Origin of the sequence: Sphingobacterium sp. WOUb80 (genome assembly GCF_050058145.1) — a bacterium.
Lineage (GTDB): Bacteria > Bacteroidota > Bacteroidia > Sphingobacteriales > Sphingobacteriaceae > Sphingobacterium.
On the sequence record NZ_CP165617.1, the window covers coordinates 4,576,372 to 4,591,005 of the forward strand.

General features: G+C 39.6%; 12 protein-coding genes. 5 read left to right on the forward strand and 7 right to left on the reverse strand.

The window, feature by feature from the left end:
- The first annotated feature begins 122 nt into the window (after positions 1-122).
- Positions 123-1,415 carry a sugar MFS transporter gene (locus AB1Z56_RS19000; RefSeq protein WP_309365564.1) on the forward strand — a complete coding sequence of 431 codons (1,293 nt, stop codon included), beginning with the start codon at positions 123-125 and terminating at the stop codon, positions 1,413-1,415.
- Between the two features lie 245 nt (positions 1,416-1,660).
- On the forward strand, positions 1,661-2,506 hold the full coding sequence (locus tag AB1Z56_RS19005; protein WP_426789867.1) for a DUF2911 domain-containing protein: 846 nt from the start codon (positions 1,661-1,663) through the stop codon (positions 2,504-2,506).
- A gap of 88 nt (positions 2,507-2,594) precedes the next feature.
- Here the strand turns inward: AB1Z56_RS19005 and cdaA are convergent, their stop codons facing one another.
- The gene (gene cdaA, locus AB1Z56_RS19010) at positions 2,595-3,389 is read right to left on the reverse strand and encodes a diadenylate cyclase CdaA (RefSeq protein ID WP_046672648.1); all 795 of its coding nucleotides are present in this window, start codon (positions 3,387-3,389) and stop codon (positions 2,595-2,597) included.
- 60 nt (positions 3,390-3,449) lie between these two features.
- Between cdaA and AB1Z56_RS19015 the strand changes: the two genes are divergently transcribed.
- A complete protein-coding gene (locus AB1Z56_RS19015) occupies positions 3,450-4,166 on the forward strand; it encodes a pyridoxine 5'-phosphate synthase (protein WP_309365560.1) in 717 nt (238 codons plus the stop codon).
- Between the two features lie 222 nt (positions 4,167-4,388).
- Here AB1Z56_RS19015 and lepB read toward each other — a convergent pair whose 3' ends face one another.
- From lepB to AB1Z56_RS19040, 5 genes are all read right to left on the reverse strand, one after another.
- Positions 4,389-5,957: a signal peptidase I gene (gene lepB, locus AB1Z56_RS19020; protein ID WP_426789868.1), complete on the reverse strand. Its 1,569-nt coding sequence runs from the start codon at positions 5,955-5,957 to the stop codon at positions 4,389-4,391.
- Positions 5,958-5,973: 16 nt separating this feature from the next.
- Positions 5,974-6,717: a 4-hydroxy-tetrahydrodipicolinate reductase gene (gene dapB, locus AB1Z56_RS19025; RefSeq protein WP_313267652.1), complete on the reverse strand. Its 744-nt coding sequence runs from the start codon at positions 6,715-6,717 to the stop codon at positions 5,974-5,976.
- Positions 6,718-6,902: 185 nt separating this feature from the next.
- Entirely contained in the window at positions 6,903-7,625 is a 723-nt protein-coding gene (locus tag AB1Z56_RS19030) for a DUF5683 domain-containing protein (RefSeq protein ID WP_309365554.1), read from the reverse strand.
- Between the two features lies 1 nt (position 7,626).
- Positions 7,627-8,562 carry a ParB/RepB/Spo0J family partition protein gene (locus AB1Z56_RS19035; RefSeq protein WP_309365552.1) on the reverse strand — a complete coding sequence of 312 codons (936 nt, stop codon included), beginning with the start codon at positions 8,560-8,562 and terminating at the stop codon, positions 7,627-7,629.
- Position 8,563: 1 nt separating this feature from the next.
- Positions 8,564-9,361: a ParA family protein gene (locus tag AB1Z56_RS19040; protein WP_070561294.1), complete on the reverse strand. Its 798-nt coding sequence runs from the start codon at positions 9,359-9,361 to the stop codon at positions 8,564-8,566.
- Positions 9,362-9,588: 227 nt separating this feature from the next.
- Here AB1Z56_RS19040 and AB1Z56_RS19045 point away from each other — a divergent pair, with 227 nt between their 5' ends.
- Entirely contained in the window at positions 9,589-10,110 is a 522-nt protein-coding gene (locus AB1Z56_RS19045; RefSeq protein ID WP_309365547.1) for an NADPH-dependent FMN reductase, read from the forward strand.
- A gap of 92 nt (positions 10,111-10,202) precedes the next feature.
- Here the strand turns inward: AB1Z56_RS19045 and AB1Z56_RS19050 are convergent, their stop codons facing one another.
- Positions 10,203-13,148, reverse strand: coding sequence for an insulinase family protein (locus AB1Z56_RS19050; protein WP_426789869.1), 2,946 nt, complete (start codon positions 13,146-13,148; stop codon positions 10,203-10,205).
- A 259-nt stretch (positions 13,149-13,407) separates the two neighbouring features.
- Between AB1Z56_RS19050 and AB1Z56_RS19055 the strand changes: the two genes are divergently transcribed.
- Positions 13,408-14,589, forward strand: a complete 1,182-nt coding sequence (locus AB1Z56_RS19055) for an acyloxyacyl hydrolase (RefSeq protein ID WP_426789870.1) — start codon at positions 13,408-13,410, stop codon at positions 14,587-14,589.
- The last annotated feature ends 45 nt before the right edge of the window (positions 14,590-14,634 follow it).

Here is a 14,634-nt window from a genome sequence, read left to right on the forward strand (position 1 = left end):
GTCTTGTAGGATGGATACGCTAAAAATCAGTAAATATGAAACGCAATCGTTTGTTCATCCCTTATACCTACTGATTTATCAATCCTCGAACGATAACTTAACTAAATATAATAAAACAAAACATGACCACTAATCCTAACGTTGGTAAAACAGCCTTTCGCCCTATGGCCATTTGCTGTGGTTTATTTTTTATCCTCGGTTTTATTACCTGGGCAAATGGAACCTTAATTCCATTCTTAAAAATTGCTTGTAACCTCGAAACTGATCTACAGGCTTTTTTCGTAACCTTTGCTTCTTATATTGCCTACTTCTTCTTGGCACTTCCAAGCTCAGTCATCATTAAAAAAATAGGCTTCCAAAATGGTTTGGTTGTCAGTCTTATTATATTAGGTTTAGGATCTTTGATCTTTATTCCTGCAGCAGATAATAGAAGTTATGGTCTATTTTTAACAGGGATATTTATCCAAGGGTCGGGGATGGCATTATTACAAACAGCCGTTAACCCCTATTTAAGTATTATTGGTCCTATTGATAGCGCTGCACAACGTATTTCAATCGCTGGCTTTTTCAATAAATCTGCTGGTATTATTGTACCTATCCTATTCGGAACGCTCTTTTTAAAAGACGCCCAAAAAGTAACTGCAAAATTAGAAGCAACGACTGATCTTGTACAAAAGAATGCAATCTTGGACGATCTTCTTCAACGCGTACACACTCCGTATATATCTCTTGCAATTATTTTCGTTGCCTTCGCAATTTTCTTGAAGTTCACGCACTTGCCTGAAGTTGATATGGATGCAGAAGAAGAAACTAGCGCAGAAAGCGGAACTGTTGCTGCAAAGAAAACATCGATCTTCCAATATCCACATTTATTCTTAGGTGCCTTAGCAATTTTCTTCTGCGTAGCCGTTGAAGTTATGGCAGGAGATATCATTGGTGTTTATGCGCGCGAACTGAAAGTTGATCCATTTTTCACAACCTATGCAACAGCATTTACACTATCTTGTATGTTGATCGGTTATATTATCGGTATCATCTCTATTCCAAGATTTGTATCACAACAAATGGCCCTACGCATTTGCACAATTATTGGTATCACATTCACCGTTATTTCTGTTTTCACGACCGGTACAACATCTTTTATATTCGTTGCCCTACTAGGGATTGCCAATTCCCTCATGTGGCCAGCGATCTTCCCGCTAGGAATTAAAGGTCTCGGAAAATTCACAAAAACAGGATCAGCAATCATGATTATGGGTATTGCCGGTGGAGCTATTTGGCCTTTAATCTATGGATTATTAAAAGATCATTTACATATTGATTTTCAACATGCATTTCTTTATGCGATGGTTCCGGGCTATCTATACATTATGTATTTCTCTATAGCAGGACATAAAGTTGGTAAAACAAACTAATGGAAATAACTTTTACAGTTTAAGAAAAAAGGGCATCTAAAAAATAGATGCCCTTTTTTCTTAAATTCTTCCTATTTTTAGGAGATGGATGCTGTAAACACAAACATATTATGCATCAGCTAGTAGATACAGCACTATTTTAATCAGGCTTTATATTTTTCTTGCACAACATAGCACAGACCCAGAGGCCTATCACTGGCATATTAAGCTGGTCAAACTGAATAGTAAAACAAACAATGATACAGATGAAAAAGAATCTTTTTGCAATTGCCATTGCCGCAACAATGATGTTTACGACCAACGAATCCTTTGCGCAGCTAAAACTACCTGCAGCAAGTAGCTCACAGACAGTTACACAAGGGTTAGGTATTGAAAACGTAACCCTTAATTACAGTAGACCTAGCATGAACGGTCGTAGGATTTTTGGTGATCTTGTTCCTTATAACGAAGTATGGCGCACAGGCGCAAATACAAATACTACATTAACCTTTGAAGGTGATGTTACGTTGAATGGACACAAGCTTTCCGCTGGAACCTATGCTCTTTTCACGATCCCAAACAAATCGGAATGGACCATCATCATCAGTAAAAATACGAAACAATGGGGCGCATATACCTATCAACAAACAGAAGACGCCTTACGCTTCAATGTTAAACCTCAAAACCTTGCAAATCCGGTAGAGACTTTTACCATCTCTTTTGACAACGTTAGCCCTACAGATGCCGTATTGAGTCTGGCTTGGGAAAAAACGTTAGTAAAAGTCGACCTCAAAGTCAATCAACAGGCTAAAATATTAGCTTCCATTGATGAAGCGATGAAAGGCGAGAAAAAACCTTATTTTGCTGCAGCCCAATATTATTTTACCAATAATTTAGATCTGAATAAAGCCCTAAACTGGTTTGACGAAGCTGCCAAAGCACAACCCAAAGCAGCTCACGTCCTTTATTGGAAAGCAAAAGCTCAATTAAAAGCTGGAGATAAAAAAGGTGCAATAGAAACAGCAACGAAAGGTCTTGATGTTGCCACTGCAGATAAAAATGGTGAATACATCAAATTAAATACGCAAGTGATCAACGCTGCAAAGAAATAGGTATTTATATCTAAAAAATGCCCCCAGAAAGTATCTCACTTTTGGGGGCATTGAATTTAAGGCATTTTTTATAACTCGGCTTTTAGTTCTATAGCTCGTCTTTTAGCAATTGCTCAAGTTCTTCTGGTGAAACGTTCATATTGACGTTTCCATCTTTCGCAAAAGATATTTCGCCAGTCTCTTCAGAAACAATAACAGCAATCGCATCTGATATTTCCGTCACCCCAATTGCGGCACGATGCCGCAAACCGAACTGTAGCGGTAAATCCTCACTATCGGACAATGGTAATACACAAGATGCCGTCATAATCTTAAAATCAACAATAACGACTGCACCATCATGTAAAGGACTATTTTTATGAAAGATACTTTCAATCAAACGCTTGGAGATATGTGCATCGATATACTCGCCACTGCTCTGATAATATTCCTCATCAAAATATTTTGAGAAAACCAATAAAGCCCCCGTACGTGTACGCGACATACTTCGACAGGCTTCAATAACCGGTTTTAGATCCTCCGTCAAATCCTTTTGTATAGCTTTCTTATTCCCGATGAACGACCAAAAAACTTTCTTCCGTTTCATGGATATATTCTTTCCAACATGCAGCAAAAACCGCCTGATTTCCTGTTGAAATACGACAATCAATGCAATAGACCCCACGGATATAAAACCACCAAATATCTCGGTCAGCAAACGCATGTGCATCTGCTTGACAACAATATATACGCCATAAAACAGGGCAACACCAATCAGGATATTTACGGCAATAGTCCCTCTGATCAAACTATAGATATAGTAGATAATGATCGCCACCAATATGATATCAATAACGTCCAATAAGCGAAAGCCGCTAAAGAGGCTATAGTCGATTCCATCCATATATGCAAGTTAAAAAAAAATAGATATTATTTGTATTTTTACATCATAACATACAGGAAAATGACTAGACTTTCAGTAAATATCAATAAAATCGCAACGCTCAGAAATTCTAGAGGTGGCAATAACCCCAATCTAGTATCTGCGGCATTAGCCTGTGAACGTTTTGGAGCACAGGGTATCACTGTCCACCCGAGACCTGATGAAAGACATATCCGCTATCAGGATGTCTTTGACTTAAAAGCAGAAATCCAGACCGAACTCAATATCGAGGGAAATTGCCAAGAACAGAAATTTATTGATCTTGTATTGGCCAATAAACCTGCACAGGTAACATTGGTACCCGACGTCGAAGGACAGCTAACCTCCAACCATGGCTGGGATACCATAAAAAATAAAACCTATCTACAGGATATGTGCAAATTATTCAAGGATGCAGGTATACGCGTCTCTATTTTTGTTGATCCGGTTGAAGAAATGGTAGAGGCCGCTGCGGAAACAGGAACAGATCGCATTGAGCTCTATACAGAAGGATTTGCTTCGGAATATGGCTTCGATAAGGAACTTGCGATAAAACCCTATTTCAAAGCTGCAGTAAAAGCACGCGAAGTCGGATTAGGTCTAAATGCAGGCCATGACCTTGACCTCAATAACTTACAATATTTCAACCAGCATATTCCTGAGCTCCTCGAAGTAAGCATAGGTCATGCCCTCATCTCAGATGCACTATACCTAGGATTGGAGGAGACGGTCAAACGTTACCTAGCTTGTTTGAAGTAGTACAACGTTTGGGGAAGACCGAATCTAATCAGTCAGCCTCTTTTGATTTAGAGAACTACAAAAACATCAACCTTTATAATTTCGTTGGCACGATCAGCTGTAAAAGCGAATTAAAGGTTTTCTCCAGCAAATAGAAAAAATACTTTCAGAAAAAAGGGCCTTCTCACGAAAGCCCTTTTTATTCCCTCCACATAGGAAGGCTCCATTGCAGATTTGCAATGACTAATGAATTCCTTTAAAGATACGGTTCCAGCGGATTTTCGAAAGTCCTGTACCAATCTCATCCCAGCTCATCCAAGTAAATAAAGCCTTTCCAACCACATGGTCTTCGGGGACAAATCCCCAGCCTCTTGAATCGAGCGAATTATGGCGATTATCACCCATCATCCAAAAATAATCCATTTTAAATGTATAATGGTCTGCCTTAACATCATTGATATAGATCCCATCCGATCGTTTTTCGAGCTTGTTATTCTCGTAAACACGGATAGCTCTCTCATAAATCGGTAGAGTCTGTGTATTTAATGCTACTGTCCACCCTTTCTTCGGGATTAAAATCGGCCCAAAATTATCAAAATCCCATTTGTATTGCGGATCGTATGGATAACATCCTTCGCCAACAGGACTTCTTCTGATTTCTTTGACATTCGACCAAGATTTTACAATAGCCAATTCATCTTTTGTCATGAACAACTGATAAACACCAGGTTGCTGATCACCACCTACTGCTTCAATTCTCAACTCTCTTAACCTATCCATATTTAATGGTGTACCATCGGTTAATACGAGATAGTCCAACTGGCTTTCAGGAGGATCAAATCCTGGTTGATCGTTCACAAAGAGTTTGGCATCCTTCATGAAAATCTTATCACCCGGTAATCCGACACAACGTTTAATATAGTTCTCCCGTTTATCAATCGGTCTTGCCTGAATCGTAAACTGCGAATTGACAGTCTGCCAACCATAAGCCCGAACAAGATCATAATAACTTGCATTTTGATTCTCTAGCGCAACAGTGTCACCAGCAGGAAAATTGAAAACAACAACATCATTGCGTTCAATCTTTTGAAATCCAGGTAGACGTTTATAAGGTAGTTCTATCAATTCAGAATATGCTTTCCCTCCAGTAATGGGCATCGTATGATGTGCAAAAGGAAATGCTATCGGCGTATTAGGAACACGTGGTCCATAATTCAACTTGCTGACAAATAAGAAATCCCCAATCAACAATGTGCGTTCCATCGATCCTGTCGGAATCATATAAGCTTCGATCAGAAAGCCACGAATAAGCGACGCTGCCACAGTTGCAAATACAATGGCATCTGCCCATTCGCGTACCATGGATTTCTTGTACGGATATTTAATTTTATAATCTTTATAAGATTCAAGTGCAATTTCTGCACGTTTTTCCTCTGTCAGTTCAACACCTTCTTGGCTAGCGGCCTTTAAATTTTTTGCATATAAACCATTCAAAAAACGCACATTATTGTCCTTTGCCCACATGGGCAGAACAATAAAAGGGACTAAAACTGCAGCAGCATTTTCCCAAAAACGGCGCTTTCCAAAACAATGGATAAAATCAAGGTAAAGATTATAGAAAACAAAGATATTGACAATTGGCACGAGCAATAAAATTACCCACCATGTAGGTCTTCCTGTCAATTTCGCCTGAATATACTGGCTATAAAAAGGTACGATCGCTTCCCAGCCATTTCTGCCAGCTTTAACAAACAATTGCCACAATCCATATCCAGATATTGCTGTTAAAACCGCAAATATAATTAAGCCCATAATCTACTTATTAGTACTATTTATTAAAATCAAAAATTTCAGTAACCTGATAGAAACCTTTTCTGCCATTCAACCACTCAGCAGCAACAACAGCACCTAAGGCAAACCCATCACGGCTATGTGCAGTATGTTTAAATTCTATTTGGTCAACCTCAGAACTATAAAGCACCGTATGTGTTCCCGGAACCTCTTCGATACGATGACTTTCTATTAAAAGTTCCTGCGGTTTTGGAATAATTTCATCTTGCTCACCGACAACCGTATTCACCCAGTTGGTTTTTACATCGCTATTGTCCAATATTCCTTCAGCAATGGTAATTGCTGTACCGCTTGGTGCATCCAATTTGTGGATATGGTGAATTTCCTCTACCTGAACATCATATTGTTTATACGGTTGTAATGCCTTCGCTAACATTCTATTGATATGGAAAAACACATTCACGCCGATGGAAAAGTTAGATCCATACAAAATGGAACCATCAGCCTCTAAGCACTTAGCCTTAACAACCTCTAGTTGGTCATACCAACCCGTTGTTCCGACTACAATAGGCACCCCAGCCTCAAGGCAAAGATTCATATTATCCAGTGCTGCAGAAGGTACGCTAAAGTCTATTGCGACATCAGCTCCTTTCATATCATCAGCGGTCAGGTTAGGACGATTATGTTCATCGACAACTAAAAAAATTTGATGGCCTCTTTTCAGTGCATATCGTTCGATAATCTGCCCCATTTTGCCATATCCCAAGAGAATGATGTTCATATATTTAGAAAAAAGTATAGTTTATTTTTAAAATTAAAAAATTTCAATGAAATACCCATGTTTAAAAACCACAAACATCGATCTTAACAAGCGAAGATATGCACAATAACCACTGGAAGACAAATTATACAAACCCTGATCAACAGTCATTTCCAATCGAAATGTATGCTTAGGAACACGAAATTTTAATTGAATTTCATTGTCAATTTAAGTCCTACCGTAGGTTTAAACGAATAAGTGCCCGACGCGAGACTGGCGTCCATTAAAGTAGGTCCAATTAAGAAAGCGGTCTTCTTGGGTTTGTCGTCACCAATACTCCAACGATATTTAAGCATGGAGTCAATATAAGCTTCTGCAACATTCAGACCATAGACCCCAAGCGTGAGTAGTACCATGAGATCTCGATTTCGCCGCGCATTATCCTTCGCACGTATAATAGATTGTTCCGAAATATTAATATAATAAGGATCGATCGGTCTTCCTAAAGCCTTATCTTGCAATACCCCCAACAACTCCTTATAATAACGGTTATTAAAATCAAAAACCAGAACGGTTGTTATCAACCCACCATAAATAGCAGGCACTTTTATCCACCAGACGCCACCATTGGTATATTGTCCCCAGCCAGGAAGGACCAAGGAACGTTTCCAAGCTTGTTTATTTTTAGCTTCAATAGCCAAGCGGGTCGAATCCTTAAACACAACCTTCTCTTTCGCTTTAGCCTCCTCCTTCTCCCGCTTCTTACGTTCCTTCCGAGATTCTTTCTTTACGGTATCCTGTACCGCTTTTTGCTTTATGCTGTCTATTTTGACTGGTGCTACCTGCTTCTTAGCAATTGTATCCACAGCCTGCCCATGCACCATCGACAACATAAACACCGCAAATATCAGGCTTATTAACTTGGCCATATTACCAATCTAACAATTCAAGAATGCGACTTAAATCATCCTCCGATTCGAAAGGGATCTCAATAGCACCTTTTCCTTTTGTGCTCTTCAGATTCAATTTGACACGAGAAGAAAATTTTGAAGCCAGATCATCTTCAATTTTCTGTAGTTGAAAAGACATCGGAGCCTTATCCTTTCCAGCTTTTTTCTTACCACCTTTTTGTAACTCTCGAACCAATTCCTCGGCCTTACGTACCGATAGTCCTTGATCAATAATCAACTTAAAAATATAAAGTTGCTTGTCTACTTCTGGAATGTTAATCAATGCGCGGGCATGCCCCATCGTTAATGCTCCATCACGTATTGCAGCCTGAATGACCGGTGGAAGTTTTAACAAACGAAGATAATTTGTAACAGTAGACCGGTTTTTGCTGACACGTTCTCCCAATTCTTCCTGTTTTAAATTACATTCCTCAATCATGCGCTGAAAACTCAAAGCGACTTCAATCGCATTTAAGTTCTCCCGCTGAATATTCTCAATCAAGGCCATTTCCAGCATCTGCTGATCATTGGCGGTACGTATATAAGCTGGAATTTCGTTGATTCCAGCCAGACGTGAAGCGCGGAGACGTCGCTCCCCGGAGATCAGCTGATAATTACCGTCTGAAATTTTACGTACGGTAATCGGCTGAATTAAACCTTGTAAAATAATGGATTCCGACAGCTCCTGTAAGGCAACCGGGTCAAATTCTGTACGCGGCTGAAAAGGGTTGACAGATATTTCTTCTACACGAACATGGCTAATACTGCCATTCTCTTTTGTTGTTTTTACAGCAGTTGGATTCACCAAAGGAGCCTCCTCCACTTGCTGATTACTCTTAGCAGGAACTTCTACACTATCGTTTAATAGCGCACCTAAGCCTCTTCCCAGTCCTGTTTTACGCTGATGTGCTGCCATATTATGCGGTTACTGTTTTATTCATTTCATTAAGATGCCCGTTTTTCTGTAGGATCTCACGCGCCAAATTCAAATAATTGATTGCTCCTTTACAGGAAGCATCATGCATGATAACAGAAATCCCAAAGCTTGGGGCTTCACTCAAACGGGTATTTCGCTGAATAATCGTGTCAAAAACTAAATCCGTGAAATGCGTCTTCACCTCTTCAACCACCTGATTTGATAGTCTCAAACGAACATCATACATAGTCAACAAAATCCCTTCGATCTCCAAACTAGTATTTAAACGGTTCTGAACTATTTTAATTGTGTTCAACAACTTACCAAGTCCTTCAAGAGCAAAGTATTCACATTGTACTGGAATAATGACAGAGTCTGAAGCAGACAATGCATTGATTGTAATTAAGCCTAAGGAAGGAGAACAATCAATGATAATAAAATCATAATCCTGTTTCACCTGATCCAAGATTTTTTTCATCTTGTACTCCCTTTCATGCATATTGATCATCTCAATTTCTGCCCCAACCAAATCGATATGGGCAGGTAACAGATCTAAATTTGGTGTTTCAGTTGACTGGATAGCCTCACGGGGATCCAGGTCATTCACCAAACACTCATATACACTTGCGCTGATTGTACGAGGGTCAAAGCCAATCCCAGAAGTAGAGTTTGCTTGAGGATCTGCATCGACCAACAATGTTTTATATTCTAAAACCGCCAAACTAGCCGCCAAATTAATTGACGTTGTGGTTTTTCCGACCCCACCCTTTTGATTTGCGATTGCGATTACTTTTCCCATCTTGAATGAAAACCTTTCTTAATTAAAATGTCATTTAATCCTACATTTCACTTTTTTGAAGATCAATTTGCCAAAATCTTTATCCGCAATTCAAATTAACAGAACAAGTTCAGCATATTTCGTACTTTTGATTGATCGAAAGCACATATCCTCAGGATGCTAAGATACAAAAAATCAAGATATGTATCCACTTTGAAACTGTGCTTTTTATAAGTATCAACAACACAATGATTTTAATAATATCCGGAACAAACCGTCCCCATAGTAAGACGTTAAAAATAGCAAAATGCTACCAGCAATTACTTGACCGTAAGTCAATTGAAAGCGACATCTTTTCTTTGGAAGATCTACCAGCAAACATTTTAGAAACAGATCTTTACGGAAAAAGAAGCCCTGCATTTGAGCCTATCCAAGAGAAGATCAGTAAAGCTAAACTATTTATTTTCATCGCACCTGAATACAATGGAAGTATACCTGGAGCACTTAAACTTTTTATCGATTGCTGCACATTCCCGGTTAGTTTTTACCACAAGAAAGTTGCATTGGTTGGACTATCTTCAGGCCGCTATGGCAACCTCCGCGGCATCGATCACCTGACTGGCATATGCCACTACTTAAGAATGCACGTTCTTCCACTCAAAATCTTTCTGCCTAACGTTCAGAACGAATTAAATGCCGAGGACCAATTATTCAAAGAAGATACCCTGCAATTTGTCAACGAACAGATTGAAGAGATTCTTCGATTTTAAGAGCTACTCGAATATCTCCATACGAAAAGAAGCCTCCAGTAAACACTGAAGGCTTCTCTAAAATTGCTAAACGTAAAACTAATACCTCGAGACTAATACCCAAAGATCTCCTTTAGGTCCAGTTTTTTCACCTCACCTAGTTTCGCCAAATCTTCTGGCTTAAGACTTTCTTCTTTTGCTACAATACAGTAAACATATGGCTTTTGACTCATCTCTTTCTTGTGGAAAGTATTTAGGTCACCATACGTTAATTTTGGCGCCTGCTCGTAGACAACTTTACGAATATCAGTTGCATTTCCCAAACGTTGTGCTGCCATATAACTACCTAAAATAGAAGCATTCAACACACGTTCACTGGCAATTGATTTTTCCAAACTTACTTTCGCAATATCCAGACCCTTAGCACTTTCAGGCAAAACATCCAACAGCTCATTCATCCCCTTAATCGCATCGTTAAACTTATCAGCCTGCGTTCCAACATAAGCTCCTACTGTATAATGATTTTCTTTTTTGTAGGGCTGTCCGTAATATGCATAAGTTGAATAAGCTAATGCTTTCGATTCACGGATAGTTTGAAAGACAATACTTCCCATGCCGCCACCAAAGTAATTATTAAACAATGAAACAGTCGGTGTCAAGGCACTGTTGTATACACCTGAACTTCTATACCAAAACACTTCAGCCTGCTTCATATCGAAATTAGCAAAAAGGACCTGATTCTTGCTTGTTGGCAATTCTGCAAACACGACTGCCTTTTTCGCTTGGACGTACTCTCCGGCACCAAGTTTCAAAGGCTTCGCTTTCGCAACAAATTCTGTCGCAGTTAATGGTCCAAAATAAAGCATCGCATGTTTCATATTAGCCAAATCGTGCAATGCCTTCACCAAATCCTCCGCCTTTAAAGCATCGAGCTCCGCATCTGTAAATACATTGTTAAACGGATTTTTAGCACCATATTTCGCATAAGATTTTAACCCCTCCATGATAGCCCCTTTGTTTTCCTTCGCATTTGCTCTTGCTTTTTTAAGACGGGCAATATACATTTTGAAAGCCTCCTCATCCACAACACAATTACGCAACAAGTCTTGTATCAAGTTCTGTGTAGCCGTAAAGTTTGAATTCAAACCTGAAATCGACACCATGGTTTCTTCATTTCCTGCAGAAACCGAAAAATCAGAAGCCAATTGATAAAAATCCTTGCTAAATTGCTCACTGGACTTATCTTTTGTTCCCAAAAATTCGAGATAACCAGCAGCTAAAGAAAGTAATTTATTGCTCCATTTTCCACCATCAAAACGATACGACAGCGAGAACAGCTCATTATCTGAATTCTTTACAGCAAGCACAGGCAGACCATTCGCAGTAGCCTTCTGAATATCTTTATTGTAATCTACCCATACCGGTTGAATTTTATCTTCTGGCATCGCTTCCACCCTCTTCAAGAAATCAGATTGATCATCACGATTGACCGTAACAGGCGTAATCTCAGGTTTAACAACTTTAACAACATTATTGTCAACCCCCTTACGTTTATACACCACAACATAGTTATTGTCATTCAGATATTTGTTAGCAAAATCTACCACATCTTGCTTGGTAATCTTGTTCAACTCATCCGAATACCCCACCACAGATGCCCAATCCTGGCCGGAAGTAAAGGCATCCATTAATGATTCAGCACGGTCACCATAACTTTCATTTTGCTTGATTTCATCTTTCTTGGCATTATTAACAATTGCCGTGATCAAATCATCCGAAAACTCTCCCTTTCTCAATTTTGCCAGCTCCTGCAGCAACAGCTGCTGCACTTCTTCCAGGCTCTGTCCCTGACCAGGATTACCTTGCAATAAGAGCAAAGAATAATCTTTAAGTACATATGGGAAAGCACCTGCTCCTAGCAATTTTTGGTTTTTCACCAAATCCAGATCAATCAAACCCGCTGATCCATTGGTCAAAATCTGACTCATCAAATTGAGCATACGGGCATCTTTCGTTGCAGCTCCAGGAAAACGGAATCCCATCAGCATAAATTCAGCATCCGGACCTTTAACCTCGCGGACAACAGGAGTTAAAATCGGTTTCTCCGCATCAAAAGTATAAGCCGGAACGTCTTTCGCCTGCATAAAGGCAAAGCTCTTATCCACCTTTTTCACCACCTCGGTAGGATCAAAATCACCCGACATAATAACCCCCATATTGTTAGGGACATAATAGGTATGAAAATATTCACGAATCGCTTTCAAAGATGGGTTTTTGAGATGCTCTACAGTACCAATTGTTGTCTGCTTTCCATAATTATTATTAGGAAAAGCCGCTGAAAACATCGATTCTACAGCCTTACGATTATCCTTATCTAAGCTGATATTTTTCTCCTCATAAACAGCTTCAAGCTCGGTATGGAACAGACGCAATACCGGGTATCTAAACCGTTCAGCTTGTACCGCCAGATACTTATCCATGACATTGCTCGGAATTTGTTCCTGATAAACAGTCTGTTCAAATGAAGTAAAAGCATTTGTACCCTCAGCTCCCATTGATGCCATCAATTTATCGTACTCATTGGCAATTGCATATTTGGCAGCTTCCCCAGACACCCTGTCAATCTCCTTATAGATTGCTTTCCGTTCTGTTTCATCTGTTGTACCATTGTATTTTTCATAAAGCGCATCAATCTGGTCCAACAAAGGCTTTTCCTTTGCCCAGTCTTTAGATCCAAATTTATCGGTTCCTTTGAAAAGCATATGCTCCAGATAATGGGCCAAACCGGTATGATCTTTCGGATCTGTCTTACTCCCCGCTTTAGTAGCGATGTACGTTTGGATACGTGGTTCTTTTTTGGTAGGGCTCAAAATCACAGTTAAGCCATTTTTTAGCTTGTAAAACCGTGAATGAGTAGGGTCATTGGTTACGTACTTGTAGGTGTATCCGCCTTCAGATGCTTCTTTCCAATCAAATTTGGCGTTCTGGGCAAACAAAGCACCCCCTGCTGTTGTTAGTGCAAACGTAACAGCAGTAATTTTAAATAGGTTTTTAATCATATTTCCTTTTTCTTTTCACCTCAAACTTAGATAAATTGCTTTTTATATGCAATACAATAAACACATAAACAACAATTATTTACCCATTTGACATCGTGATGTTTAAGTGCTGCCGACGCTCTTCCTACCGATTGACAGGATGTAGCTGAAAACCGGCATTTTTTTCAACTAGATTTCTCTACTGTTTAAATACTATTGTTACAATGATTTATCATTCTTATTTTTGCAAAAAATTTAAAAAACGCTAACGTTTTATTTCATGAGATCAAGAATACTTGCTTTTGTGACCCTGGCACTACTCTCCTTTCGTACCACTGCACAGGTCACACCCCGAATAGAAAATCCGAAAGACACTTTACAAAGCCGTACCCCTGCCAAGACGAGACTTGTATTTCAACTTGAGCATGAAAGCGGAGGCGAACTTAAATTCAATGAACGCTCCAAAGAGACCCTCGCAGATTCATACTATAGTGGGCTTAATTTTCGTGTTGGTTTCCAAACGCAGTTCCAGGACTCAATCAAAAGCATTTACAACGAAATATATAATTACCCTATATATGGCATTGGAATCTATAGCAGCACCTTTGGTCAGGAACACCTAGGCCGACCGTTCGCAGCCTACGGCTTTGTCGCCATTCCCATTAGACCAAAAGTAAACTCGAGATGGAATTTCAACTACCGGATTGCACTTGGTCTTTCCGGCAGGTTTAATCCATATAATGAGGAAGACAATCCTTTCAACCTACTTATAGGGAGCAAAAACAATGTTTTTATCGATTTTGGCCTTCAGGTCAACTACCGGTTAAATCAACATTTTCAGGTTGGTGCCGGAGCAGCTTTTCACCATTTCAGCAATGGTGCCCTAGCGTTACCCAACACAGGGATAAACCTTGTTCCTTTGAGCTTATCCGTTTCTTATACACCAACAAATAGACCCTTTGATTACAGAAAAAATAGTATCCCTAAAATGGAGAAAACAGAGGAGCTTCATTTCAATTATGCCTTTGGTTTCAAACAGATCGATCGGGAGCATGACAGCCAATATTTCAAATCGACTTTGGGCGCATACTATAGCAGACATTTCGGCTACAAATGGCGCCTTGGCGCTGGGTTTGATGCATTTTATTCTGCCAGCGGAAATGATGAGAAGGTTGCAGGTGATAAAGCAGGCAAATTTTCCGCCTTATTTTCCTACGGCCCGGCATTTTACATTGATCACGTGTTGAATTCACGTCTTTACCTCAACGGAAATGTTGGGGTCTATCTTCATCGCAACGAATTTAATGGCGAGAGCATGCCCGTGTACTTAAGAGCAGGCGTACGTTATAAAGTTTACAAAGACTTCTTTGCCGGCGTCTCTATTAAAGCCCACGGTGGTAAAGCCGACTTTATCGAGTGGACAACAGGCTATGGTATTAAATTAGGCAAGAAACGGAAATAAGAAAAAAAAATAAACACTAGAGCTTCCCTAGCAAGATTGAACAGC